The 25902-nt window shown below is 39.6% G+C and carries 24 protein-coding genes; 2 read left to right on the top strand and 22 right to left on the bottom strand.

Translation table 11 applies throughout. The features are described 5' to 3' along the window. Positions 1-75: 75 nt before the first annotated feature. The 15 genes from I6N96_RS06375 to I6N96_RS06445 all read right to left on the bottom strand — a co-directional run bounded on the left by I6N96_RS06375 (position 76) and on the right by I6N96_RS06445 (position 16207). Complete coding sequence (locus tag I6N96_RS06375) at positions 76-1128, bottom strand: SepM family pheromone-processing serine protease (RefSeq protein ID WP_209556716.1); 1053 nt, start codon at positions 1126-1128, stop codon at positions 76-78. Further along, the gene (gene coaD / locus I6N96_RS06380) at positions 1118-1612 is read right to left on the bottom strand and encodes a pantetheine-phosphate adenylyltransferase (RefSeq protein WP_209556718.1); all 495 of its coding nucleotides are present in this window, start codon (positions 1610-1612) and stop codon (positions 1118-1120) included. Before coaD ends, I6N96_RS06375 begins: the two co-directional genes overlap by 11 nt. Then, positions 1605-2189, bottom strand: a complete 585-nt coding sequence (gene rsmD / locus I6N96_RS06385) for a 16S rRNA (guanine(966)-N(2))-methyltransferase RsmD (RefSeq protein ID WP_283811165.1) — start codon at positions 2187-2189, stop codon at positions 1605-1607. Before rsmD ends, coaD begins: the two co-directional genes overlap by 8 nt. 161 nt (positions 2190-2350) lie before the next feature. Next, positions 2351-2701 (bottom strand): YlbG family protein, encoded by a 351-nt coding sequence (locus tag I6N96_RS06390; RefSeq protein ID WP_209556721.1) that lies wholly within the window; start codon positions 2699-2701, stop codon positions 2351-2353. Next, on the bottom strand, positions 2691-3122 hold the full coding sequence (locus tag I6N96_RS06395; RefSeq protein WP_209556723.1) for a YlbF/YmcA family competence regulator: 432 nt from the start codon (positions 3120-3122) through the stop codon (positions 2691-2693). Before I6N96_RS06395 ends, I6N96_RS06390 begins: the two co-directional genes overlap by 11 nt. Positions 3123-3127: 5 nt before the next feature. Beyond that, positions 3128-4258: a CAP-associated domain-containing protein gene (locus I6N96_RS06400; RefSeq protein ID WP_209556724.1), complete on the bottom strand. Its 1131-nt coding sequence runs from the start codon at positions 4256-4258 to the stop codon at positions 3128-3130. Between the two features lie 20 nt (positions 4259-4278). Beyond that, positions 4279-7707: a pyruvate carboxylase gene (locus I6N96_RS06405; RefSeq protein WP_209556725.1), complete on the bottom strand. Its 3429-nt coding sequence runs from the start codon at positions 7705-7707 to the stop codon at positions 4279-4281. 37 nt (positions 7708-7744) lie between these two features. Beyond that, positions 7745-8941 carry an FtsW/RodA/SpoVE family cell cycle protein gene (locus I6N96_RS06410; RefSeq protein WP_209556726.1) on the bottom strand — a complete coding sequence of 399 codons (1197 nt, stop codon included), beginning with the start codon at positions 8939-8941 and terminating at the stop codon, positions 7745-7747. 3 nt (positions 8942-8944) lie between these two features. Continuing rightward, positions 8945-9247: an Fpa/YlaN family protein gene (locus I6N96_RS06415; protein WP_209556764.1), complete on the bottom strand. Its 303-nt coding sequence runs from the start codon at positions 9245-9247 to the stop codon at positions 8945-8947. A 321-nt stretch (positions 9248-9568) separates the two neighbouring features. Beyond that, positions 9569-11332 (bottom strand): DNA helicase RecQ, encoded by a 1764-nt coding sequence (gene recQ, locus I6N96_RS06420; RefSeq protein WP_209556727.1) that lies wholly within the window; start codon positions 11330-11332, stop codon positions 9569-9571. Positions 11333-11581: 249 nt separating this feature from the next. Beyond that, positions 11582-12361: an ABC transporter ATP-binding protein gene (locus I6N96_RS06425; protein WP_209556728.1), complete on the bottom strand. Its 780-nt coding sequence runs from the start codon at positions 12359-12361 to the stop codon at positions 11582-11584. Continuing rightward, positions 12362-13246 (bottom strand): ABC transporter permease, encoded by an 885-nt coding sequence (locus I6N96_RS06430; RefSeq protein ID WP_209556729.1) that lies wholly within the window; start codon positions 13244-13246, stop codon positions 12362-12364. It abuts the gene before it with no gap. Positions 13247-13349: 103 nt separating this feature from the next. Beyond that, on the bottom strand, positions 13350-14342 hold the full coding sequence (gene trpX, locus I6N96_RS06435; protein WP_209556730.1) for a tryptophan ABC transporter substrate-binding protein: 993 nt from the start codon (positions 14340-14342) through the stop codon (positions 13350-13352). 491 nt (positions 14343-14833) lie between these two features. Continuing rightward, the gene (locus tag I6N96_RS06440) at positions 14834-15412 is read right to left on the bottom strand and encodes a GNAT family N-acetyltransferase (RefSeq protein ID WP_347339067.1); all 579 of its coding nucleotides are present in this window, start codon (positions 15410-15412) and stop codon (positions 14834-14836) included. Positions 15413-15529: 117 nt separating this feature from the next. Beyond that, the gene (locus I6N96_RS06445) at positions 15530-16207 is read right to left on the bottom strand and encodes a hypothetical protein (RefSeq protein WP_209556731.1); all 678 of its coding nucleotides are present in this window, start codon (positions 16205-16207) and stop codon (positions 15530-15532) included. A gap of 559 nt (positions 16208-16766) precedes the next feature. Between I6N96_RS06445 and I6N96_RS06450 the strand changes: the two genes are divergently transcribed. Beyond that, positions 16767-18425 (top strand): phosphoenolpyruvate carboxykinase (ATP), encoded by a 1659-nt coding sequence (locus tag I6N96_RS06450; RefSeq protein ID WP_209556732.1) that lies wholly within the window; start codon positions 16767-16769, stop codon positions 18423-18425. Positions 18426-18597: 172 nt separating this feature from the next. Here I6N96_RS06450 and I6N96_RS06455 read toward each other — a convergent pair whose 3' ends face one another. The 3 genes from I6N96_RS06455 to I6N96_RS06465 form a co-directional block, all read right to left on the bottom strand. Beyond that, positions 18598-18855: a hypothetical protein gene (locus tag I6N96_RS06455; protein ID WP_209556733.1), complete on the bottom strand. Its 258-nt coding sequence runs from the start codon at positions 18853-18855 to the stop codon at positions 18598-18600. A 76-nt stretch (positions 18856-18931) separates the two neighbouring features. After that, positions 18932-19519 carry a TetR/AcrR family transcriptional regulator gene (locus I6N96_RS06460; protein ID WP_209556734.1) on the bottom strand — a complete coding sequence of 196 codons (588 nt, stop codon included), beginning with the start codon at positions 19517-19519 and terminating at the stop codon, positions 18932-18934. A 327-nt stretch (positions 19520-19846) separates the two neighbouring features. After that, positions 19847-20791 carry a DUF7916 family protein gene (locus tag I6N96_RS06465; RefSeq protein WP_209556735.1) on the bottom strand — a complete coding sequence of 315 codons (945 nt, stop codon included), beginning with the start codon at positions 20789-20791 and terminating at the stop codon, positions 19847-19849. A gap of 313 nt (positions 20792-21104) precedes the next feature. Between I6N96_RS06465 and efbA the strand changes: the two genes are divergently transcribed. Further along, complete coding sequence (efbA, locus tag I6N96_RS06470; protein ID WP_209556736.1) at positions 21105-22802, top strand: fibronectin-binding protein EfbA; 1698 nt, start codon at positions 21105-21107, stop codon at positions 22800-22802. 83 nt (positions 22803-22885) lie between these two features. On the opposite strand, the gene I6N96_RS06475 is transcribed toward efbA, so the two are convergent. The 4 genes from I6N96_RS06475 to I6N96_RS06490 form a co-directional block, all read right to left on the bottom strand. Next, entirely contained in the window at positions 22886-23446 is a 561-nt protein-coding gene (locus tag I6N96_RS06475; protein ID WP_209556737.1) for an ECF transporter S component, read from the bottom strand. Continuing rightward, positions 23433-23822 carry a DUF4430 domain-containing protein gene (locus tag I6N96_RS06480; protein ID WP_209556738.1) on the bottom strand — a complete coding sequence of 130 codons (390 nt, stop codon included), beginning with the start codon at positions 23820-23822 and terminating at the stop codon, positions 23433-23435. The genes I6N96_RS06475 and I6N96_RS06480 overlap by 14 nt, the downstream gene beginning before the upstream one ends. Beyond that, entirely contained in the window at positions 23822-24355 is a 534-nt protein-coding gene (locus tag I6N96_RS06485; RefSeq protein ID WP_209556739.1) for a hypothetical protein, read from the bottom strand. Before I6N96_RS06485 ends, I6N96_RS06480 begins: the two co-directional genes overlap by 1 nt. 900 nt (positions 24356-25255) lie before the next feature. Continuing rightward, positions 25256-25663, bottom strand: coding sequence for a pyridoxamine 5'-phosphate oxidase family protein (locus I6N96_RS06490; RefSeq protein WP_209556740.1), 408 nt, complete (start codon positions 25661-25663; stop codon positions 25256-25258). Between the last annotated feature and the right edge of the window lie 239 nt (positions 25664-25902).

Raw genomic sequence — 25902 nt, forward strand, 5'->3', positions numbered from 1 at the left:
TTCTGACTCGCCGTTTATTCGGATTTAGGGTATGGAAAAGAGTGGCAACAGATTATTGTCCCACTCTCTTCTTCATTATTTTTCTTCCAGATTCTCTAAATAGTCCAATGCATCCTGCACGGTTTTAACAGGAACAATTTTCATTTCTGTATTGATTTTTTTCCCAGCTTCAACAGCTTCCTCATAATTGGTTTTGATATCCGGATTTTCTTCTCGAATCTCCTCTGAGATCTCATCGTCTGGAGCAAAAAATATTTCTGCACCATTTTGACTCGCAGTCACAACCTTTTTATCGATGCCGCCAATTCTTCCAACAACACCTTCAGAATTAATTGTACCTGTTCCTGCAATTTCGTGACCTTTACGAATATTCTTATTTGTAAGCAGTTCATAGGTCTCCAGCGTAAACATTAAACCAGCAGAGGGACCTCCGATGCTTCCAGCATCAATTTCCACAGATGTATCAGAAGTAATTTCAGTATGATCCGTCAAACCAATACCGATTCCCGGATTTTTTGTGGAAAGCTCGATCAAATCTCCAGTTGCTTCCTTCTCTTCTCCATCGTGCTCAAAAGAAACCGTTACTTCCTGACCAACCTTGAGACCCTTGATATATGCAACAAGCTCCTCACTGCTTTTAAAGGTCTTTCCATCTACGCCAGTAACTGTATCGCCAACAGCTATTTTCCCTTTAAAGTCAGATTTCTCATCAATCGTCAGGACGTACACGCCCTTGAAGGTCATCTCATAATCAACACCAGCTAATTTCATGGCCTGTTCGATTGCTGCATTTTGAGAAGAATCCATGTAATATTTCTGTATCTGCTCATATTCCTTGTTTGTACTACTTCCCATCAGCTCTTCTTTACTTACCAATTCATTAAAATCTGAAAAATGGGCGAATATAGCCGTGGCAATGGTTGCTTTTCTAACCCCTACAGTAGTTAGATAGAACCCCCCAGAAGAATCATCTGTTTTCCCATCAACAGTAACAAAATCTTTGAGGTTTTCAGTTGATCCCGGCCCTTCGATATAATAAGGAATCCTGACAACAAATACAAGTGCAAAAAGTGCAATTAAGATATAAGGTAAAAATGATTTCAGTGAAAAGCGTTTCTTATCCTTCATTCTGCAAGCCTCGATTCTTCAGCGCTTGATTCACTGCATCTGGTAAATAATCGGAAATATCTCCATCAAAAGCTAGAATTTCCTTCAATATACTGGAGCTGATATGACCATATCTTTCATCTGCCAAAAGAAAGACTGTATCAATATCTCCTTGTAAATGTCTGTTCATCAAAGCAATATTTTTTTCGTATTCATAGTCCTGTGTATTTCGAATACCGCGAATCAAGAAGCTGGCTCCAAGTTCTTGAGCAGCTTCTACTGTCAACTTTCGCTCTTGCTGTATTACTTGAACATTTCCAAGATGCTTTGTCGCTTCAACGATCATCTTTTCTTTTTCTACTGCATTAAATAATGATTTTTTCGTTGTGTTTGTAAATACGCCTATAATCACTTGATCAAAAAGTACGGAAGCTCGTTCAACTGTGTTCAAGTGCCCCATCGTAAATGGATCAAAGCTTCCCGGAAAAAGAGCAATTCTAGTCATTAGATACGTCCCTTCTATAAATCGTGATTTGAGTAATACCATAAACAGTTTCTTTGGATTTATACAAAGAACTGATTTCTTCAGGCAAATCAACAGTTTTATCCGTTTCACAGACCACAACGCTATGAGCGCTCAGCATTTGATTACGATCCATCAGCTCAAGCTGCTGCTCAATTTTCTGATGCGCATATGGCGGATCTAACAGTACAATGTCAAATACTTTTCCTTCCTCAAAAAGAGAGTCGAGTGCCTTGTCAGCGTCCAGCTTTTTCACAGTAAATTTTTCCACTTCTTTTGTAACAGCAATATTTTCTCTGATTACTTTCAGTGCGGAAAAATTTCTTTCGATACAATACGCATGACCAGCGCCTCTTGAAATGGCTTCTATTGCCAAGCCACCACTACCTGAATAGAGATCCAGCACCATTTCTCCATCAAAATATGGACCGATCATATTAAAAATCGATTCCTTTACTTTGTCTGTTGTAGGTCTGGTGTTTTCACCATCCAATGCCTTTAATCGTCGGCCCCTATATTCTCCTGCTACTACACGCATTCTTTCACTCCTCTGCTTCAAAACAATTACCACTCTTCAACTCTGTTGAGCTGAGGAACAAACTTCTTACTGCTTTAGTTTGGGTAACATGCTATTTCTATTTTATCCCTACTCAATGGAAAAAAGATGAAAAATGTTTGAAATTCCTACACATTTTTCATCTTCTCGTCTATTACTTATGATCAAACGTTTTCTGCCAGACGTATTTGAGTATTGATTTCTTCCACTTCAAATCCTTCTTCTTCCACATATTGGTAGGCTGCTTTCGTACCAATCTTTTCAGCAAAATTCATTTCCACATCCGGACGATAAGAACGTTCCACCTTACGAACAAAGTGTAGATTGTTGATTTTTTCCTCTGTTGTGTCAACATTTTCCTCGTTCATATATAAAACGACATATTTCATCCTTCTTGAAACATACTGAATGAATCCATGACGCTTTAAAGTTTTCAGCTGTTTCAACGAATAAACCCATACGATCAACGATCGGCGTTTTTGAATCACTAATTCTTTTTCCTCATCAACTTGCATGACAACTGCCCCCACATCCATGGTTATTTCCTTTTGTAAAGAATGGATTTCCTGCATCTACTTTGATGTCCTCAGAAATCGTTTTTGCTATAGCCGAGCTGATGGTATCAAGAATATCCTGAACCTCTGTCTCGGACACTCTAAACTCAGCAACTTCCTCGCACATATCAAGCTGTCTCTTCGCCTTACGGACTGCTCGCTGCTTCGTTCTGAAGTCAGGAGCATGAGAGCCATAGCTTTCTATACGTTCGAAATCAGTTTTAGCTCCCAAAAAACCTGATAAGGCTTCTTGAACCACTTCTGATTCCTTCATTCCTTCTTTGTTACTCCTATATTGTTTAACATTTTTACTTAATAAAACAGTTTGAATCAACTGTTCAGTTTGATCCTCTATATCAAAAAGTGATTCATTCACTATCATTCTATCTACCTACTATCTTCTGTTTCTTCTGTATTATTTTCAACAGCCTGTATTAAGACTAACACATCCTCTTTAGAAAAAGCAACGCCAATGGCTTCATTTTCGCCATGAGAAAAACGAGCATAATAAGCACCATCTGAAAACCAGTATAAGGCTGCAAATGAGAGGTCATACACCGGCGTCATAAATATTCCCTGTGACTTACGCAAATCTAAATCACTTTTTGCAATCATTGATTCAAATTCAGAGTTAGTAAGAATAAAAGCCATTGCAATATCCCCTAAGCTTTCACTCTTCACTCGTGACAAGGACTCCAATCTTTCAACAGAAAGAAAATCCACAGAATTTTCTTCGTAAAAGCGATACAACAATTCTGCATTTTTTTCAGCGGAAATATGGAAAGTATAAGCCGGTAGGTCTTCTTTTATGCGAAGCATGTTGATCATACGGGTCATCGTTTTTTGTTTTTCATCTACGATATCCGGTGTAGACTCGCTAATCGTGATAGGCAGTGCTTCACCAGCTATCAACTGATACGGCATGACTGTTAGCAAGTATTCCTTTGATAGATAAGTGACCCCGGAAAGAACATCCTTTCCATGTGTAAAAAATAGAACAGCGAAGCTATCATTGTCAAAAGCAATCAATGGACGGTAGTTCATATCTTCCTCCATCAGCTCGATGGAATAGGACATTGTATCATATTCAATATCAAAATTTGAGTATATTGTTGTTATATCCGATACCTCTGAAAGAGTCATACCTAACTTAAAAGGAGAAACATCTTGCGTCGTATTAAACACCTTTACTGCACCAATTTTCTGATTTCTAACACTTACCTCGATATACTCACTGTCTTCTTCACCAAAGGTCCATAGCTCATAACCAAATCCTGTATCGTAGGAAGTCAACGGTTCGCCATACTCATTTGTAAAATCACTGATTTTCTTTCCTATGTACAGAGCATACCCGGAAGCGGGCAGCTCTTCATGCGGCAACGCCGTATGGGAGATATTTTGTCTTCCAATATCATCTATGTTGATCTCAGCTTTTTCGGGAGGAAAAAATACAGGTTGAAGATAGCCAATGACCAATACTGAAATCAGCACTGCTAGAAAAGCTAAAAATCGTTTCATTTTTTCCTCCTGATTTGCCTTTATTTTTCTGTAAGTTCAATCAATAGATCGCCAGAGCTGATTGCTTCTCCTTCAGTCACATAAATATGATCTACGGTTCCATCAAAATGAGCTTCCAGACTGGTTTCCATCTTCATTGCTTCGGTGATCATCAACGGATCACCCTTTTTGACCTTATCGCCCTTTTTAACCAGTATTTGAAGAACTGATCCAGACATGGTTGCGCCAACTTGTCCTTTATTGGTCGGCTCTGCCTTACGCTTTGTCTGAACACTAGACGTGATTGAACGATCCTTGATGACGATTTCTCTACGTTGCCCATTTAAATTGAAGAAGAGTGTTCTGTTTCCTTCAATATCGGGTTCGCCGATTTCATCAAGCCGAATAATCAGTGTCTTCCCTCTTTCGATCTGGACTTCTACAGATTCACCTAGACGAATCCCGTGGAAGAAAGTTGGTGTATCCAGCAATGTTACATCGCCATAATTTTGATAAGATGTTCGATAATCAAGAAATACCTGTGGATACATCAAGTAGCTGAGTACTTCTTCTTTCTTCGGTTCATAGCCAATTTTTTCTGCCAGCTCTTTATGAACTTCTGCAAAATCAACCGGAGCTGCCAGACTGCCTGGACGTTCAGTAAATGCCGGACGACCTTTAAGGATAACCTTCTGCAATTCCTTAGGAAATCCTCCAACAGGCTGTCCCAGATCTCCTTGGAAGAACGTAACAACTGATTCAGGGAAGCTCAATTCGCCTCCGTGATCGTAGACATCCTGCTCTGTCAGATCATTTTGAACCATGAACAATGCCATATCTCCAACAACCTTAGAGGACGGTGTCACCTTGATGATATCGCCAAACATTAGATTTACAGTACGGTACATCTTCTTGATTTCGTCCCATTTGTCGCCAAGACCGATTGCTTTCGCCTGCTGCTGCAGGTTTGAATACTGTCCTCCCGGCATTTCATGCATATATACTTCTGTTTGCGGTGCATTCAGACCATTTTCAAATGGCGTATAATACATCCGGACATCTTCCCAATAATGATTGATTTTTTGTGCATTATCAACATCGATATCTGGAGTACGGGCACCATTGACCAGTGCATAATAAAGGCTGGTCATACTCGGTTGGCTCGTCGCCCCACTCATGGCGCTTGCAGCCACATCAACAATATCCACACCGGCTTTTGTCGCTGCCGAGTAAGTGATGATGCCGTTGCCGCTAGTATCATGTGTGTGAAGATGGATCGGTACATTTACTGTATCCTTCAGCTCGCTGATCAATCGATAAGCAGCTTGCGGCTTCAATAGTCCGGCCATGTCCTTGATTGCTATAATATGACTTCCCAGCTGCTCCAGCTCTTTCGCCATATCTTTATAATATTGGACATTATATTTTGCTCTATCCGGATCATTGATATCGCCAGTGTAGCAAATTGCCGCTTCAGCGATTTTTCCTGAATCACGAACCGCTTGAATACTTTTTTCCATCTGTGGAATCCAATTCAAGCTATCGAAAATTCTGAAAACATCGATCCCCTGGTCAGCGGACTCTTTGATAAATTCTGCAATAACATTATCTGGATAATTTTGGTAACCCACAGCATTTGAACCTCTGAACAGCATTTGGAATAAAGTGTTCGGCATCAGCTTTCTAAGCTTTCTTAGACGCTGCCATGGATCTTCATTAAGAAAACGATAAGCAACATCAAAGGTCGCCCCACCCCACATCTCACTGGAGAATAATTCCGGAAGGCCTTCTGCTGTCAGTTGAGCAATTGCTTTAAAATCCTGTGTTCGCACTCTTGTGGCAAGTAAGCTCTGATGTGCATCTCTGAAGGTTGTATCAGTAAGCAAGACATTCTCCTGCTTTTTGACCCATTCAGCTACTGCATCAGCACCGTGCTGATCCAAAACATTTTTAGCAGTAACAAATTCTTTTTTCTCAATGAAATCGCTGGGAATCCTTGGTTGTTCATAGAATTTTTTCGTTGTTTTTTCAACACCCGGGAAGCCATTGACAGTGACTTCTCCAATGAATTTCATCGTTTTATTTCCACGATCCCTTACTTTCGGAAACTCAAAAAGATCCGGCGTGTTATCAATAAATGTCGTGTTTGCTTCTCCTGAAATAAAGACAGGATGGCTGACAACATTCTGTAAAAACGGAATATTGGTTTTAACACCTCTGACACGGAACTCCTTCAAGCAGCGCTGCATTTTCTGAACAGCTTTTTCAAAGCTGTATCCATGTGTACAGACCTTAACAAGTAATGAATCGAAGTAAGGAGTGACCGCATAACCTGAATAAGCATTCCCCACATCCAAACGAACACCAAATCCACCTGGTGAACGATACGTATCAATTTTACCAGTATCAGGCATGAATTGATTCAATGGATCTTCCGTTGTGATTCGACATTGAATAGCCGCACCATTCAGTTTCAGCTCATCCTGATGAGGAATCTCCATATCCTTGTGCAAATCCATTCCTTGTGCTATTTGAAGCTGAGAAACAACAATATCGATATCTGTAATCATTTCAGTGATGGTATGCTCTACTTGAACACGAGGATTGACCTCGATAAAGTAGAAACGATCACCTTCCACTAGAAATTCTACGGTTCCGGCATTCACATAGCCTACGTGACTCATCAGCTGAACAGCTGCGTCACAGATATCCTTACGTAGCTTCTTACTCATTGACACACACGGTGCTACTTCTACTACTTTCTGATGGCGTCGTTGAACTGAGCAGTCTCTTTCAAATAAATGGAGCACATTGCCGTGTTGATCCCCCAAAATTTGAACCTCGATATGCTTAGGATTTGAAATATATTTTTCAACATAGACTTCATCTGAACCAAAAGCCGCTTTTGCTTCACTTTTCGCTCGATCATAGCCTTCACGTGCTTCTTTTTCATTATACGCCACACGCATGCCTCGTCCGCCGCCGCCCAAGGCCGCTTTGATCATGACTGGAAAATCGTGGCTTTGTGCAAAAGCAAGAACCTCGTCAACTGTTTCCACGGGACCGTCAGATCCTGGAATAGAAGAAATCCCTGCCGCTACTGCAGCTTCTTTCGCCTTTATCTTGTCTCCAAAAATATCCAGATGGTGTGATTTCGGACCGATAAATGTGATGCCTTCTTCTTCACAGCGCTTAGCAAATTCAAGATTTTCAGATAGAAAACCATATCCCGGATGAATTGCATCAGCTCCGCATTTCTTCGCAATATTCAGAATACCTTCAATATCCAAATATGCTTCGATTGGTTTTTTCCCTTTTCCAGCCAGATAAGCTTCATCTGCTTTAAAGCGATGGACAGAATATTCATCTTCTGCCGCATATACAGCTACTGTTCTGATGCCCAGCTCAGTACACGCTCGGAAAATACGTACGGCGATTTCGCCACGATTTGCTACTAAAACTTTCTTCATCTTCCCACTCCTACCTTTTAATTTTTACCTTCAGTAATTATCTATCAGTTTCAATCATCTGATATTCGTCAACTAATTTCTGCCGCTTCTCATCTGCGCTGATATTCAAAACAAAACCGATTGCGACTGAAATGATCAGCAGGCTGTTCCCGCCATGACTAAGAAATGGGAATGTGATCCCTGTTAACGGAATGACTCCTGTAATACCACCTAGATTGATAAACACTTGGATCAGCAGCATTGCACCTATTCCGATACAAAGCAAAGAATTGAACGGTTTTCTTGAACGAACTCCGACTAAAATGATTCGTGCAATCAAAAAGAACAGAACAGCAAGAATGAGCAATGAAACAATCAGTCCCAGCTCCTCTACTGTGATTGCAAAAATGAAATCGGAATGGGCTTCGGGAAGAAATCCCTTTTTCTGGATGCTATTTCCCAAGCCTCTGCCGAACCAGCCGCCGTTGCTTATTGCATAGTAAGAATTCACTAATTGGTGCCCTGTGTCTCTTTCATCGATGAAAGGATTCAAAAACACCTCAAAACGTTGATATACATATTGATATTTCGTCGGAATAAAGCTTCCTTTGGTCAACAGCAGAGCTTCGATAAAGCCGATACTTCCCAAAATTCCCAGCCCGCCGAATAGATACGTATACATATAATTAATACCACTTGAAAGCAGCATAACAATTGCAATCAATGTCAGGACTGCCGCATTTCCCAAATCGGGTTGGATAATAACAAGGAAAATCAAAAAGCCAACCAGCAGCATCGGCCGCAGTACAGCCTTTTTGAATTCTCTATCAATATACTTCTGTCTTCTGGCTAAAATGTACGCTAGATACCATATAACCATTATTTTCAAGTATTCAGCCGGCTGCATTGAAAAGCCGCCGATTCTGATCCAGCCCTGAGCCCCATTGATCGTAACCCCAAGGTTGGTAAATCGAACCGCCAGCAGCAAAGCTGAAATAACTGCTATAGCCAGCATAATAAAGCCCTTATTTTGATAAACGGTTGTTTTCATCTTATAGATAAAAAACATTGCCACCAGACTCAACGCCCAGAACTGCAGTTGATTAATAACCATACCGGCAGCTGGCAAGCCCTTACTCATCTGATTCGCTGAAGTAGAGCTGTAAACCATGATCAGTCCCACACAGCTTAGAATCATATAAGGAATCAAAATACTATAGTCAAGCAAATGCCTCTTTTTTACTTTCTTTGGCAAAGCTTAAACCTCCTTGCCGCTCTCTTTTTTATCTTGTGTTTCTTCGTATACTTCAGTATATAAACGATTGAGTTCCTTTTCCAGATCACTCAGTAATTGATGACCTTCCTTAGAGCTCAAGATCCCCAGACGAATTGCATAAGTCATTTGTCTTGAAAAACCATACATTTGTGTATCTACAACTTCCTCAAAAGCTTTACATTGAGAGATACAGAGACTGTTCTTTTGATTACGGATCAACATTTTGATTCTATCCGCATCCTCTTTCAGCAGTTCTAATGCAAATTCTTTAGAAATAGGTTCCATCTGCATTCAACCTCCTATCTTAATTAGACAATTATAGCATATTTTTTACCCTTATTAATAGAAATTTTCTGAAAATCAAAAGACTAAATCAATTTTTAATTTTCATAAACTGTCGGCCGTCTGAGGAACGTGAAACAAATGTTATTTTACACGCCTCGATTGAGAAGCTGAATCAACACTGTTTTCATAGATCCTTGATACGAGCGCACTCCACGAGCTCTTCATTTCCTCCTTAGGACAAGGCAGCCATTTTTTTACGTAATGAAAACTTTAACAGAATATATATTATCAAAAAAGAAAAGAATCTGCATGTATCTTCCATTAAGCGGACTGATGATTTTTGATCGCCGCCAAAAATGTTTCTCCATACTTGTCCAGCTTGTTCTGTCCAACACCTTTGACCTGTAAAAGTTCAATCGGATTTTTGGGCATTTTCTCACAAAATTCTTTCAAGGTGCTATCAGAGAATATCAAGTACGGTGGAACATTTTCATCCTGTGCCAAATCCATTCGTAATGCTCTCAGTGTTTCAAACAGCTGATCATCAACTGCCAGTTTTCTGATTTTTTGATCTTCTTTTCTATAAACTTGCTGTTTTCCAAGAAGAACCTCCACACCGGAACTTGAAACCGACAGTAAAGGAAATTGTCCATCAGACGGGGATAAATGGCGTTCAGCTGTCAAATAGTCGATCAGTTGACTAACTTCCTTTTGTGTACGATCTTTCATTAGCCCATAGGTAGGCAAGCGATCAAATTTCCATTGATCGATTTTCTGATCCTTCGAAGCGGTCAACACCTTGGCAACCAGCCCTTTTCCAAAGCGTTCCCCCATTCGTTTAACACAGGAAAGCACCTTTTGAGCATCTACCGTGATGTCCACCAGCTCTCTATCATCAAGACAATTCGAGCATTGACCGCACTCTGTTCCTTCTTCTCCAAAATAGCGCAGGATAAATTTTTGCAGACAGACCTGAGCGTTCGCATACTGGGACATTTCCCGCAATTTCATATATTCCTTTTGCTTATACTCAATCGGAGAATCTGACTGATCAATAAAATATTGTTGTACTTGTAAATCCTGAGGGGCATAAAACAAGACAGCATCACTAGGTAAGCCATCCCTTCCCGCTCGACCAGCCTCCTGGTAATAAGATTCGATGTTGCCGGGAATTTGCGCATGGATAACAAAGCGAACATTACTCTTATTGATGCCCATTCCGAATGCGTTGGTTGCAACCATCACTTGTATTTCATCAAATAGGAACTGCTCTTGATTTTGGCTTCGTGCAGCTTCGTTCATACCGCCATGATACATGCCCACTGAATGATTTTTACTTTTCAACAAGTGGTAGATTCGCTCCACTTCTTTTCTGGTACTAGCGTATATGATCCCGGATTGGCTGCTGTTCATTTTTAAATATTCTAATAGAAACACGTCTTTATTTTGATCCTTGATTACTTGAAAAGATAGATTTTCTCTCGCAAACCCAGTTTTTATTTGATTTTTTTCCGGAATATCCAGCTGAGCAATGATATCATCTGCTACCTGCGGCGTTGCCGTCGCTGTCAGCGCAATGATTGCAGGTGTTTGCTGAAACTTGCGAATGACTTCTGCCATTTTTAGATAGCTTGGACGAAAGTCGTGCCCCCATTGAGAGATACAGTGTGCTTCATCTACTGCTAATAAATCAATATCTATATGCATCAAAAGCTGCTGAAATTCAAAAGACTCCAGTCTTTCCGGTGCAACATAAAGCAGCTTGATTTTCTTATCTACTGCCAATTGTATTCGCTGATTGATTTCCTGTGGAGAGAGTGTGCTGTTGATAAACGTAGCAGGTATCCCCATCAAACTCAGCGCATCTACTTGATCCTTCATTAAAGAAATCAGAGGAGAAACGACAATTGTTAAATTATCCATTAGTAATGCCGGCAGCTGATAGCAGATTGATTTCCCGCCACCTGTAGGCATGATTCCCAATACATTTTCTTGGTTCAAAACGTGATCAATGATTTCCTTTTGTCCTGTTCTGAACTCTTCATAACCAAATACTTCCTTTAAGACCTTTTGACTGTCGACCATGAATTACTGTCTCCTATCTTTTTCACTGTTAGCCATTTTAACACGAGAAGAACTTTTCATTCAAGGGAACACCGTAAACAGAAACCTTATCTATAATAAAAAGCAATGATTTGATAAGTTGCCCATTCCTGAACTACTTTTCAAATCATTGCTCTGTTCAAATAAATTATTGCCCTTGGCTGTCAACTTCTCATACTTCTAGTATTCGCATAACATACTCAAATCTACTTTATTTTTAAACTAAAATAATTATTCTACAGCCAGCTCTTCCCCATCTTCAAAAAACAACAGCAAATCCTGCAAGGTAAGAGAAGATTTTTCTTCCTTCGTCAAATCCTTAACAATTCGGCCTTTTTGTAGAACAATCAGGCGATTGCCATATTTCAATGCATCCTCCATACGATGAGTGATCATTAGGCAAGTCAGCTGACCATCAGCGATTCGCTGATCCGTGAGCTTCATCAATTGCTTGGATGTTTTCGGGTCTAAGGCTGCTGTATGTTCATCTAAAAGAAGTAAACGAGGCTTCGTTAGTGTTGCCATCAGCAGGCTCAAGGCTTGGCGCTGACCACCGGAAAGATGACCTGTCGGCGTGTCTAGATGCTCTTCAAGTCCGTTCCCCACTTCGCTGCAGATTTCTTCAAATAGTGCTCTTTGCTCATTTAGTTTTCTAGGCTTAAGCGTTCGCTTCTGTCCTCGATATAAAGCCAGAAGCAAATTTTCAGCAACAGTCATTCTTGGGGCAGTTCCCTGTTTCGGGTCCTGAAAAACGCGAGAAAAATAATGTGCCCGCTTCTCTTCTGAAAATCCGGTAATATCTTTTCCATCAATTTCTATCTTGCCTTCTGTCAAGCCAAGAGTTCCTGATATACTGTTGAACAGGGTACTTTTCCCAGCGCCGTTTCCGCCTAAAACTGTGATAAAATCACCTTCGCGAATTTCAAGAGACACATCATCTAAAATAACCTTTTTCTCATTCATTCCGTTGTCGATAACTTTTTTTGCGTGACTGATTTGCAGGATACTCATTTATTTTCCCTCCTTCTCAGATAAGCCCTTGAGGTTCAATGCTTTTCTCAATTGCGGGATCATTAGACAAATCGCCAGAATAGCCGCTGAGAAGATTTTCAGATAAGTCGTATCGAAGCCGAGCTTGATTACTGCCAGAATCAATAATTGATAAATGATACTACCGATCACGATCGCTACTAATCTTTCCGCAAAGGTCAGTTCTCCAAAAAGAACCTCGCCAATAATAATGGACGCTAAGCCAATAACGATAACACCGATTCCCTTATTTACATCTGCATACCCATCATTTTGTGCAATCAGTGCACCGGAGAGTGCAATGATTCCGTTTGAAAGAGTCAACCCTAAAATCTTCATAGAATCTGTTTTGATGCCGATTGAGCGAGCCATGTCTTCATTATCCCCTGTCGCAATGTAGGCTTGTCCTAACACCGTATTGAAGAAGAAAAGAAGCAAACCAATGATCAACGCTAAAACAATGATTCCTAAAAAGATGATATCAAAATAGTTCGGTAGATTTAGTGCAGAAAAGACATCTTGTATTTTCGGTTGGTTCAATAAAGAAAGATTGGGTGTCTGCATCACATAAAGAATTACTGAATTCAATCCAGACATTACCAATATACCAGATAAAATCACCGGTATTTTCCCTTTAGTAAAAAGCAATCCAGTTACTAGTCCGGCACCCATCCCAGCTAAAACACCTAACAGTGTTGCCAGTACCGGTGACACACCATTCGTGATCGCAGTCACACAAACCGCTCCGCCAAGAGGAAATGATCCCTCTGTTGTCATATCGGGAAAGTTCAAAATCCGATATGTCATAAATATTCCTAATCCTAAAATCGCCCACAGCATACCCTGACCTATTGCTGAAACAATCATTTCATCCACTCCTGTCAATTTTCTCTCTATTTTGTTCTTATATTCGTATTGGTCTTCGGTCTACATAAAAGCCGCCAGTTTTAAAAGCTAACTTCCTGATGCTTTATTCCGTGCCAACAAGCTTTGCATCCTCTACCACGTTTTCCGGAATTGTCAGACCTAGTTTTTTCGCCTGTGCCTCATTTATGATAACATCGCCAGTTTCAAAGGTGTAGATAGGTGTAGTTGCAGGATCTGATTTCCCAGCGAGGATATCAGCTGCCATTTTCCCTGTTTGAACTCCCAGCTCGTATTGATTGATACCAACGGTTGCCAAGCCGCCTTCTTCAACCATTGTGTCCACGGATGGGATGATTGGTGTTTTTGATTTATTTGCTTCGTTGACAACAGTCTGCATTGCATTGGCAATTGTATTATCTGTAGGAATATAGATGAAATCCACCTCACCAGACATCACTTGTACTGTTTGAGCAATCTCATTACTTGAAGGAACCACGTATGATTTAGCTGTAAGTCCCAAAGCCTTTGCAGCTTTCTCCGCTTCTGCTGCCTGATATTTTGAATTTTCCTCCGCAGAAGAATATAGAATACCTACCGATTTCGCATCCGGCAGAAGTTCGAGTGCTAAATCAAATTGCGCATCTACAGGGGACTTATCACTAACTCCTGTAATATTTCTTCCCGGCTTTTCATTCGTCTCCACTAAACCAGCACTAACTGGATCTGTGATCGCTCCCAGAACAATTGGAATGTCACTGGTGCTGTTAGCCAGTGCTTGAGCTGCCGGAGTTGCAATCCCTATCAATACATCCGATTTTTTATCGATCAGCTGCTGACTCATTGTCGCTAACTTGCTTTGATCTGCCTGTCCGTTTTGAAAAGCGATCTTCAGGTTCTTACCGTCCTCATAACCACTTTCCTTCAGACCATCTTTGATTCCCCGATAAATCTCATCTAAAGCAGGATGGCTGACAAACTGAAGGACCCCAACAGTTGGTACATCTTCTTTCTTTTCTTCATTCTTTTCAGTAAAAAAAGAAACGATTAAAAATAACACGAGAACACTGATTACTGCCAATAATTTTTTCGACTTCATACTTTTTCCTCCTAATCACTCAAGCTTTCATTTTTTAAAACTAATAAGCTTATTTTCCATACAAAAAGAGCAGTGACGAACTCCATAAGAGTGGTCACTGCCCGTACACAAAAACCACATAGATAGTCATCTATGTGGTTTGATATCAGTCAATCAAAAGAACCAGCATAGATACAAATTTTAGAATCCGTCATTTGTCTTCTAAAGTTGTATCTATGAAGAATCATACATACAACTTATCTACGCCAGTTTTGCCATGTTTGGTTTTTTTGGTTAGATAATTGTCTCATGTCGATTCCTCCTGTTATTTTCGTTAAAAGTAGTCTACACCGAAACATTCTATTCTGTCAAGAATTAATTTGAAGGCTCAATGATTTAATATGGCTACATTACTGGTATTTCGGACCACTGTAGACAGCAAACTCATTGTCTTCAAAGAAGTCCACTCGATTTATCATTCTCATCAGCTTATGGAAAATCCGCTAAAGAAGTTACTTTCTAACAGGTGTCTTCAATCGCTTCCGATAGCTCCAACTGTTTTTATGCTCCTTGTATGGATAGAATTTCAAGCTGGTAAACATCTTTTGAGATGCTTTGTTCCAATTGAATATCTCACTAACAACAAGTGTGTCCCATCCATTTTTCTTTGCTCGATAGATAAAATATTTTGTCACGATCCGACCAATATGACGATTACGGTGCTCTTGATCAATAACAATCGCATAATCATTTTTTGCGAGCCAAACATCTCCGATTGTTTTATAGCCATTTCCATCCAGATACTCTATATAAAATAATTCTCCATTTTTATTCTGCCAATCGTACATCTGCACGATTTTATCACGATCGTAAACGATCGATTTCCCAACAATATTTTTCATACTTTCTTTATCCTGATACCAGGCTAAGGACTCTTCTCTCATACAGTCATATGATGCCAGTCGTATTCGTTCATTTAAATAAATCCGTTTCTTTCCCGACCACTTGAAAGAGGGCTCCTGCTTTCCTGCCGGAACCCTCTTTCTATTGAACAAGTCTGCTGCCATCTTCTTCCAATCAGTAACGATCACGTGAACCCCTTCTTACATATACAGGTACAGGTTTTCTGCGTGTGTTCATCAGTAAATAGAAGATACTTAAAGCGAATAAAATCATCATTCTCATCTTAATCCCCTCTTTCTGTCAGCTTATTGAATCGTTTGCAGTTTTTCCTGATGAATCTGTTCTTCATTTTGAACAGTTTCAGTTGTTTCCTGTGGTGCTGCATCTTGTGTCTCTCCTGATGCTTGCTCCTGAGCTTGGTTTTGTTGTTCCTGTGTTGCAGGATCGACAGCAGCTAAAGGCAACTCATTCAACTTAGGAATAAACGCAGTTTTGACATCCATGCTCTCATCAACAGTGAAACGATTTTTCTCTTTGCCGCTTTCAAAAAAGATAACTGTAATAGTTTCCTTTTTTACATTATACTTCTTTTCCAAGTCTGCTGCATCATATACGATCGGATAAATCGTAATACTACGACTATAATCCTGCATTGCTTTCTCATCCTTGAACAAAGAAATAAGCTGCTCGTAGGTTTTCCCGCTCGGAACAGTGAATAAAACAGTCGTAGCTTTACTTTCTTCAATTTCCTTATCGATCGTCTTTGTATCAGCAAATTTGACTTTTTTACTTGAAAACTCCACATCCACCAAAGAATCAATCTGCGAGGAACGAATATTAGCCTGAGCACGTGGAATAATTAATATGAGGGCCAGTACAACAACGACCACAGCTATCCCCAATCGAACAATCAACTGTTGCTGCTTACTCAACGAGCTAGTTACATTTTTTGATGTCTTATTTGTATTTGGCTTTTTTTCCAATTTTTTCTCCCCTTTTATAAGTGATACCTATTCTTTAACCACTCTAGCTTTCTCTTGAACGATTCAATCCACACCACACTATCTGATGGAACATCTCGCTTAATTTTTCGAAGCATTTTCTTCATTATACTAATAGTTTCTTTTTTTGCCTAGTTAAACTGATAAAAACAAACCGAGAAAACGCATTCATTCACAAATGAATTATGGTACACTATAAATAAAAACAAGAGAAGTTGGCAGCAAAAACAATTCCTATCGATTTTTTCTTATGAAAGCAAAGGAACCGAGAATAAAAAATACTGGCTCCATGACTTATTATATGCATGGACCAACTAATGTTTAAACAAGATACACCTAAACTGTTGCTAGCTGAAAAAGTAAGTTTCGTATAGCCCTTTCCAGCAGCATGCCTTTGTTTAGACACCAACATTTTCAAGCCTGCGCCAACCACTATTGGCTATAGAATCACAAAAAATTAGACCTTCTAATCTTCAAAATGATGAAACTGTAAAATAATTTAAATAGATTTTATCAACTAAAAGAGCGAGGAGTGTTGTGCATGAGTTCCATCAATCAGTTACCCATCAGCAAAATCAACAAATCAAACCAGCTTTTTTCAAAAATCAGAAGTACAGTGGAAACCGCATTTTACGGGAATAATGTTTCTTCAGTCACTTCTATTGCAGAGGCTTATACCCTTGCAAAAAATACATCTGGTACCATCATCACCGATCTTCCTATTTTCCAACCGGATAAGCTGGGATTGCCTGTCGACAGTCATGTATTGGTGACCAACGACGGCAAAATTGTCGGACGAACGGCAGCCGCTCGTCGAATCATTGGTCAGCCCGGCATTAACGAGGATTATTATAGCGGCATTATTCGTGAGGCTGCTTATCAGCTTTCAAAAAAAGGCTGTAGGACAGCAACCATCGGCATTGGTCTATCTGATGCTTTTATGCTTCGTGGGCACCTATTGCTGCCAACAGGTTTTGAAGGAAATCTTTACTCTTATATACTCAATTTTCAATTTTTCGATGATAGTTATCAAAAACAATTCAGATCATCTGTTTCCTATGATGAAGGAGATATCTATATTCTGGCTGATCCAGACTGGAAACATCCAGATTTTCCAGATGGTCTAGTGCTGATCGACCCCCTTCATAATACCGCTGCGGTCTTAGGTTTAAGATATTTTGGAGAGCTGAAAAAAGCGACATTAACGCTGGCTTGGGCAGCAGCTCATCGAAATGGTTTCATTGCTTGCCATGGCGGGATGAAACAATACCAACTACAAAATACTAACTATACAATGGCCGCATTTGGACTCTCAGGCTCGGGAAAATCAACAATTACTTTGGCAAAAAGTAAAAACAAACAACCTGTTTCTGTTTTGCATGATGATGCCTTTATTATCTCCAAAAAAGATGGCTCATCTATTGCATTGGAGCCTTCCTATTTTGATAAAACACAAGATTATCCAATGAATGATCCAGCTGTTGCCTATTTTCTAACTTGCCAAAACATCGGAGTCACTTTAGATGATTCAAACAGCAAGGTGCTGATTACAGAAGATGTTCGAAACGGCAACGGACGAACAGTCAAATCTTTTTTCTCTACGCCTGATCGAAAAAATCATCTGACAGAAAAAATTGATGCTGTTTATTGGATCATGAAGGATGACAGTCTGCCCCCAGTTGTGAAAATCACTGACCCAATATTAGGTGCATTGTTCGGTGTTACTTTGGCAACTAAGCGCTCCAGTGCGGAGAATCTCAGCGGCGGAGTTGATCAAGATAAATTGGTCATCGAGCCTTTTGCGAATCCATTTCGCTGCTATCCATTGGCGGAGGATTACGAAGATTTCCGAAGACTCTTTCAGCAAAACACAGACTGCTATATTTTGAACACCGGTCATTTCAATGGAAATAAAATCACAGCAAAGGAAACATTGACAAGCATTGACCTGATTGTGGAGCAACAGGCAAAATTCCTGCCATTTGGGTCCATAGAATCAATGACCTATCTACCAGTAGGTGAACACCTGCCGGATTTTGATGATCCAAACTATCTGAAAAAAGTAAGAAGCCGACTGACTGATCGGTTGACGTTTATCCAGGAGCAGACAACTACCTTTGATGGGTACAATGCCTTGCCGGCAGAAGCTGCTTCACACGTTTCTGCTTTGATTGCCTCTCTTGATGACGCATTGTCTTAGACACAGAAAAGAGAGTGGGACAATAATCTGTTGCCACTCTTTTCCATACCCTAAATCCGAATAAACGGCGAGTCAGAAGTAGCTCCTACGACAATAAGCCGGAATTCAACAAAAATTTGTGAAACAATTTTCGTGCATTCCGGCTTATTGCTTGTAGCTAAACACTTCTGGCTCAGCCTCTTTTTGATTCGTTGTACATGACTACTGCACCGGCTATGCTGGCCGCTCCAAGAATCAACGTCCATTTGTGAGGCGTCAATAGTCCAAAAGCTGCTAATCCAAGCCCGACAATACTATTTGTCGTCGCACTGATCCGCATTGATTGTCTGCCTGGCTTAGGCAGCTTGATTTCCATTCCTGATGTTGCTTCAATCAGCTTTTCTGTTGATCCCAATACCTTATGCAGCATTGGCTCTTGTTGATCTGTCATATCCTTCTGCCCCCTCGAAATAATAAAAAATAATGCCCAAATTTGCGATTTTCATCCCTTGTTTACAACTATTCAATTATTCAAATAGCTCATCAATCACATTACTTATCAAAAACTCAAATACCCAACGGGAATCATAGCTTGCCTGCTTTTTCAATTCAACTGTATAAAGCAATGTGTTGATTACCTCGTAGACCTTTTCTTGCTCTATTTTAAAAGACAAACCTGATGCTTCAACCATTTCAAAGAAGAATACCTTACTATCAAACTGCATTTCGTCGATTCGATCTTTTGGAATTTTGTTTAAAAATGCCAGAAAATCAGGAGAGCCAAGATCATAAAGAAACGGCGCCCGTTCAAACTCCTGAAAATGCCAGTTCAATGCTTCGACAAATCCTTCTTTACTCTCATTAGTATGAATGATTTTCATGATCGTTTCCTTCAGTCTCGTTCTAACTCTCACAAGAGTTTCACAAAAGAAATCCTCTTTTGAAGAAAAAAGCAGGTAAAAAGCGCCCGATGAAATTCCCACTGCAGCAGTCAATTCACTGATACTCGTTTTCTTATACCCATACAATGCCCATCTTTTTTCGCATTCCAGACATAATTTATCTCTCAAAACAGACTTTTCCTCTTCCGAAAAACCTTTAGGCCCTCTTACCAATTCCTTCTCCCCTTTTATCATGAATCAAAATGTTTTTCTATTCACAATAAATTATACACCAATTCAGCTGCTTGTCAACATCAAGAAGATTGTGGCAATGCGCTATGATTCGGGAGGCGAATCATTGATAAGCCTTACCTCTTTGAGCCTCACTTTATGTTGCTTTGATTTCAGCAATTTCTAACTAGCAAAGCTATTACGAAATGAAGGACTTTGTTACGACTTTCGAAGCATACAGAGATTGTTCCATTGTTTATTCGGGTTTTAACACAAAAAAGGCTTGGGACTATTTTACGTCCCAAACCCTTTCCTACTTTATTCCATTTTCTAACGATTGACGGAGCGAGCCATTCGATTGATGGTATGGCGCATACCTCGTATCGCAACAGACATTTCATAGATGTTTTCAGCAGGAGCCAAGCCGCCATAACCTGCATCTCCAATATGCTGAATATCCACACCACAGATTTTATTGATCAATGCAATTTGACGAATTGTTTCTTTATTTGCGCTTTCCTGACTTGTTCCAATCGCTGACATCGTCAATAGATCGTATTTCTTCGCAATCGCCACTGCGTCCTTCAAGTTATCTTCTGTGAAGCCTTGCACGGTACCAACTGCCGGAAGAAGTAAAATATCCGCACCAGCTTTAGCGTAGTCCTCTACTGCTTCATTTGAAACAACAGGCTCATCTGAACCGGCGCTGTGCATCTTACCAGCAATAATCAGTCCGGAAAAGTTTTCCTTTGCTACTGTCACTGCCTTGGCAATCTCTTTATTTGTCACACCTGTTCCTGGATTTCCTGTTAAACAGATGAAATCAAAGCCCAATTCTTCTGCCCTTTGAATTGCCTCCTTCGAACTGATTCGTCCCTTAGAGATGTCCAATTTCTCACTGAACATCTCCGATTGCTCATCTACAGGTTCCAAATTTACACCCACTGGACGCCCAACCAGTTTCTTCAGTTCAGCAACAGGATTCTCTGTATTTTTTTCCGGATGCTGCCAGTAGGTCATCAGCTTTTCCATGTCCATGCCTGGTAATCCTTGAATAATTGGATTGAAACAATCAAACACATTTAATAAAATCAAATCCGCACCAAATGCTGTCGCTACCTCCGCATTCGTAATATCTCCTGCTTGTGGAGAAGCCATTACTACGTTTTCAGACAAAATCGTCCGTCCTTCACTCGCCTTGATCGACTGTTTTAATTCCTGAGCCGACATTTGTGCAACCTCACTGTAGCTTGCGCTGATCAATCGTTTTACCATTTGTTAGCCTCCTAAAATTTGTCCATATAGATACTATTGCAGAATCATCACACCAAAGTTGGCCTTTGCATAAAGTATATAGCAAAGAAATCAGAAACAATTATTATTTAGTTATGAAGATTCGTCTAGACCTATTATACGCTATCTTCTATAAAAAACGAAAGCGCAAACAGCCAAACCAATTACTAAAATGGAGAATAAATAATATACTACAGTCATGATCACTTTATTCAAATTTTAGTATTTCCTTTATTATTAATTTTCTATTCGTTATAATAAGACTACTATGGACTATAAGAAATGAGGGAAAATCATGTCCTTTGATGGAGTTTTTACCCATACGATTATAAACGAACTATCTGAACAACTAACCTCTGGAAGAATTTCAAAAATTCACCAGCCCTACGACAACGAAGTCGTGCTCGTTATTCGAGCAAAAGGAAAAAATCATAAGCTGCTTCTTTCAGCGCATCCAAGCTATGCACGAATACAATTAACTGAAATGGTTTATGGAAATCCGGATGTTCCACCCAACTTTGTCATGATGCTTAGAAAATTTTTAGACGGAGCCATCCTGGAATCGATCAAGCAAATTGAAAATGACCGAATCATTCATTTTTCTTTTTCAAAACGAGATGAACTTGGCGATCTGCAAAACATTTTACTTGTTGTTGAACTAATGGGGCGTCATAGTACGATTGTCCTTTTGAACCAAGAAACAGGTAAAATACTTGATGCAATCAAGCATGTTGGAAGCTCGCAGAACAGCTATCGGTCTTTACTGCCAGGTGCAGAATACATTGCACCGCCAGCTAAAGACCAGTTAAATCCTTTCAGTGTATCAAAAGAAAAGGTATTTGAACTGCTTTCTACAGCTGATGAGCTGAACAGCAGCTATTTGCAGCAAAAATTTCAAGGTCTTGGCAAGGATACTGCGGAGGAAATTGCTTTTCGCTTGAATGAACAGCCAAGCAGTAAAATCCCTGTTTGGGAAGCCTTTTGGAAAGAGCTGAGGAATGCTCCGACCCCTACCCTAACTCAAACAGATAAAAAAGAATTCTTCACCCCACTTGCTTATCAGACACTGGTTGGCGAAAGAACAAGCTTCTCTTCATTGAGCGAGCTATTAGATGCTTTCTATAGTGGAAAAGCTGAAAAAGATCGTGTGAAGCAGCAAGGCGGAGAGCTGATTCGAAAAATCGAGAACGAACTGAAAAAGAATCAAACGAAGCTGTCTAAGCTGAAAAAAACACTGGCTGATACAGAGAATGCGGAATTCTATCGCCGCAACGGTGAGTTACTGACTACCTTTATGACCCAAGTCCCTAAAGGAGCACCCTCTGTTACACTGGATAATTACTACGAAGAAAACCAGCCTGTTGATATCAAGCTGAATCCAGCCTTGACTCCGAACCAAAACGCACAGAAGTATTTCCAAAAATACCAAAAGTTGAAAAATGCGGTTCGTATTGTACAAGTGCAAATGGATCAAACAGAACAGGAAATCAGTTATTTGGAATCTGTCGTATCTCAGCTAGAGCTAGCCAGCCCAATAGATCTTGGTATCATTCGAGAAGAACTGATCAGTCAAGGATATGTAAAGAAACAGAAAAACAAAAAACAGAAAAAAGTGCAGCCCAGCAAGCCTGAGGTGTTTCTTGCTTCTGATGGCGATACAATTCTTGTCGGCAGGAATAATCTGCAAAATGATCAGCTGACGTTGAAAACTGCTAAGAAGACCGATTATTGGCTCCATGCCAAAGATATTCCCGGCTCTCATGTCATCATTAAAAATCCAACACCTTCAGAGGAAACACTCTACGAAGCGGCTTTACTTGCTGCGTACTATTCGAAGTTCCGACTTTCTGCGCAAGTGCCAGTAGACTATGTTCAAGTAAAGCATGTTCATAAACCAAATGGCGCTAAGCCTGGGTATGTGATTTACGAAAATCAGAAAACACTTTATGTCACGCCGGACGAAGCCGTCATTCAACAGCTAAAGCAATCTTAGCAGAACACGGCTGAACCTATGAGTTCTATTGAAATTTTGAATATGTTCAAGCTATATAAAAGCACAACGAGTACAGGAAGCTTTCACTTCTTCGCACTCGTTGTGCTTTTATAATTTACTTCAATTCTCTGGAATAGTCTTTGGAAAATAGGCGCTAATAGCAGAAAGAAACCAAAATTCCCTATACTATGCAGAAAATCAAAAGGCAATCCCTGTAAATAATAAGGAAGAAACGCAGTCATACCATAAACGAGAACATCAATTACAGAAATAATAAATCCATAAATAAATCCGGAAACAAAGCTGAATCCCCATTGGAGAAAAAATGATTTTCCCATCATCGGTACTTTCACCAGTCCGCTAAACAAAGCTAGAAGAACAACATAACTAAGCAGCTGAGCAACTGTCCAAATTCCCATCCCCATGTAAAAATTGGTGATAATAACTGAAAGCAGACAAACGATCAGACCTCTCCCTAGCCCCCATCGACTAGTAATAATCAAAAAAATTGCAGTCATTGGCTGAACATTTGGAATAGGTTGAAATATGATTCGACCAACTACGCAGGCAGCTACAATCAATGCCAGATAGGTCAATTCTCGTACAGAGAATACCGACTTTAAAAATCGATCAGAATTTTTCATAGGTAAATTCAACCTGATCGCCCTGCTTCAGCTTCGTATCCTTTGCTCCTGTATTGATCATTTCATCATTGATTGTATAGACCCAATAATAGCCCTGTGCTTCATCTTGAGCTGTTCCATCAATAGAAGTGATCATCCCATTCTCTTCCTTCAGTTCAAATTGTGCCTTCATTGCTTCCATCAAAGATGTGTCTTCAGCTGTAGAGAATTCCTTTTTATCAATCTCAGTACCGTCTTTTACTAACGAAATCGTTACTGCAATCTGATTAGCTGACTCTGTATCAGAAGTTTCTGAAGCATTATTGCCGGACGAGCAACCACTGATAAATAGAACACTTAACATGAAAGCACTTGAGAAGCGCATAACTCTTTTCATCAAAATCCTCCTAACATTCCTGCATAATCAGACAGAAAAAACATAGTTTCCACTGCATTTCCTATAAGCGCTGCTGCAGGCTTTATATAAATAAACCTAATATAGTTTAACACAATCATGCCCATAGCACATTTCATTGCTGCTCGTTCACAATTAAAAAGGGCTCGACATTCGCTAATTTCGACTATTTCACAACCAATAAATCTCCATCTGAGAATCCAATTGTAACATGAGGCACTTGAAAGCTCCATTAGCAATTCCTTTAAAACGGAATAAAACATAGCCAAAACTGCCTGCCATTTCATTTCAGAATCAACGTTTATTTCCGGACAAATTCTTTCCTTAGGAATAAAATCCTCTATGCAAGCCCAATCATCATCCTCCAAATCATACCTTTTAGCCCCTGTTAGCTCTATACCGTATGGCTCAAATAAACCGAAGTTTAGCGCGGTTATCTCTTTCGGTCTATTCTCAACGGAATCAATTCTTATTAACCACTCTTTCATGGTTTGCTTTAGCAGATTTTCACTCATCGTTTACACCTCTCCTCCCTTACAGTTTATCAGAAAAAAACTATGACAACACTTCATTTTGGATTCATAGCGTTGAATCAGAATCAACTTTTAGCAAATAGATAAAGGATTTCTTTATACTCTTTACTTCTTTTTAACCACTTTCACACTTCCTTCATGAAAAGTATTTTTTTCTTCTCACTTTTTTATGTTCCATTTAACATGGGGAGGTTATTATTAACTCAGCAAACAAGAAAGGGGATGTTTCAAGGAATTGGATTTTCTTTTCTGGGTTTTGTCTTCAAGCTATATAAAGAAAGTCAGAAGCAGGACCCTAACTTTTAAACAAGAAAGCAGCGTATGCGTTTTGCTCCAATAACAGGACAGAATAAACCAACTGACTCTCGTTTCAGTTTATCGAAAACAGAGCGAAACGCGATGTTGCTTCTGAAAAACGAATAACTAAGGCGTATCTGAAAAGTTCAGATCCCCCCTAAATAGCGAAGCAGTTTTGCTTGCTCATATATTATTAAGTGGATGAACGTGGTGTTTTAACTCTCCTGAGGCTTAACAACAGATGTTTATTCTCAACCCTAGAGGTGTAGGTTCGAATCCTACCGTCCACGTCAGTGCGTTCTCGCACTTTAACTTATAGATGACACTTACTTTTGAAAGGATGATGTTCATGAAAAAACTATTTACCGCAGGTTCACTGATTTCAATCGCTGCTATCACGGCAATTACACTGACAAGAAAACACAGATATGCTTATGCGAGAGTCTCGCATCGATAAAAAAAACGACCTTCACGGGTCGTTTTTTACTGTGAATACATCCTGATTATTCATTTTTGACTTTCTTGCTTCTCCGAATACATGTATTTTAGTTATCCATCATTTTATTTGCCTCTCATCATTTACACCTATAGCTTTTCAAACTGTTCGAATTCATTCGTACCATTATCATGTACTTTTGCTGTATAAACATCAAATGATAAAATGACAGGATTCTTATGATCAAGAAATTTTTGGTAATCATTTAATCTGTCCTCAATTATTTTGTACCCTTCTATTTCATGCACAGAAAACATTCCCTTCAACAAGAGACTTTGATGCTTTTCCTCATTGTAACAAATGACATTGCCCTTGCTGGACTGCTTAATGTTTTTCACCGTGCTCCCATTCCCATCAACGTAAAATTTTAACGTATGGAAGTCAATTCTTGCGATTGGCTTAGATACTACAATCGTATTTGGAAATCCATTTCTATCAACGGTGGAAAGTAAAAATGAACGACTATTTTCTATTAGTTTACGAATCTCCTCAATCACAATTGCTTCCTCCTTGATATTTTTTCTCCATTATACCCAAAATGACAAAAATACCAAAATTATTGATTTACTGTTTTGCTTACGACACATCTATCTTCTTATACAGCACTTCCTCATAAGAAAAACCATCAGTAATCCTGAATAAAATAAATCGTTGTCTTAATCTTCAATCTAAGAGTGAAGACAAGCCAATACCTATATAAAAAGCCGCAGCTACTATAACAGCTGCGGCTTTTTTT

The organism is Enterococcus larvae, from assembly GCF_017830045.1.
Taxonomy (GTDB): domain Bacteria; phylum Bacillota; class Bacilli; order Lactobacillales; family Enterococcaceae; genus Enterococcus_L; species Enterococcus_L larvae.

What these genes read in the sequence shown, in the direction of transcription:
- I6N96_RS06375 (WP_209556716.1), bottom strand. Translation starts at nt 1,128, where the DNA reads ATGAAGGATAAGAAACGCTTTTCACTGAAATCATTTTTACCTTATATC.
- coaD (WP_209556718.1), bottom strand. Translation starts at nt 1,612, where the DNA reads ATGACTAGAATTGCTCTTTTTCCGGGAAGCTTTGATCCATTTACGATG.
- I6N96_RS06390 (WP_209556721.1), bottom strand. Translation starts at nt 2,701, where the DNA reads ATGCAAGTTGATGAGGAAAAAGAATTAGTGATTCAAAAACGCCGATCG.
- I6N96_RS06395 (WP_209556723.1), bottom strand. Translation starts at nt 3,122, where the DNA reads ATGATAGTGAATGAATCACTTTTTGATATAGAGGATCAAACTGAACAG.
- I6N96_RS06400 (WP_209556724.1), bottom strand. Translation starts at nt 4,258, where the DNA reads ATGAAACGATTTTTAGCTTTTCTAGCAGTGCTGATTTCAGTATTGGTC.
- I6N96_RS06405 (WP_209556725.1), bottom strand. Translation starts at nt 7,707, where the DNA reads ATGAAGAAAGTTTTAGTAGCAAATCGTGGCGAAATCGCCGTACGTATT.
- I6N96_RS06415 (WP_209556764.1), bottom strand. Translation starts at nt 9,247, where the DNA reads ATGGAACCTATTTCTAAAGAATTTGCATTAGAACTGCTGAAAGAGGAT.
- recQ (WP_209556727.1), bottom strand. Translation starts at nt 11,332, where the DNA reads ATGGTCGACAGTCAAAAGGTCTTAAAGGAAGTATTTGGTTATGAAGAG.
- I6N96_RS06425 (WP_209556728.1), bottom strand. Translation starts at nt 12,361, where the DNA reads ATGAGTATCCTGCAAATCAGTCACGCAAAAAAAGTTATCGACAACGGA.
- I6N96_RS06430 (WP_209556729.1), bottom strand. Translation starts at nt 13,246, where the DNA reads ATGATTGTTTCAGCAATAGGTCAGGGTATGCTGTGGGCGATTTTAGGA.
- trpX (WP_209556730.1), bottom strand. Translation starts at nt 14,342, where the DNA reads ATGAAGTCGAAAAAATTATTGGCAGTAATCAGTGTTCTCGTGTTATTT.
- I6N96_RS06450 (WP_209556732.1), top strand. Translation starts at nt 16,767, where the DNA reads ATGAGTTCCATCAATCAGTTACCCATCAGCAAAATCAACAAATCAAAC.
- I6N96_RS06455 (WP_209556733.1), bottom strand. Translation starts at nt 18,855, where the DNA reads ATGACAGATCAACAAGAGCCAATGCTGCATAAGGTATTGGGATCAACA.
- I6N96_RS06465 (WP_209556735.1), bottom strand. Translation starts at nt 20,791, where the DNA reads ATGGTAAAACGATTGATCAGCGCAAGCTACAGTGAGGTTGCACAAATG.
- efbA (WP_209556736.1), top strand. Translation starts at nt 21,105, where the DNA reads ATGTCCTTTGATGGAGTTTTTACCCATACGATTATAAACGAACTATCT.
- I6N96_RS06475 (WP_209556737.1), bottom strand. Translation starts at nt 23,446, where the DNA reads ATGAAAAATTCTGATCGATTTTTAAAGTCGGTATTCTCTGTACGAGAA.
- I6N96_RS06480 (WP_209556738.1), bottom strand. Translation starts at nt 23,822, where the DNA reads ATGAAAAGAGTTATGCGCTTCTCAAGTGCTTTCATGTTAAGTGTTCTA.
- I6N96_RS06485 (WP_209556739.1), bottom strand. Translation starts at nt 24,355, where the DNA reads ATGAGTGAAAATCTGCTAAAGCAAACCATGAAAGAGTGGTTAATAAGA.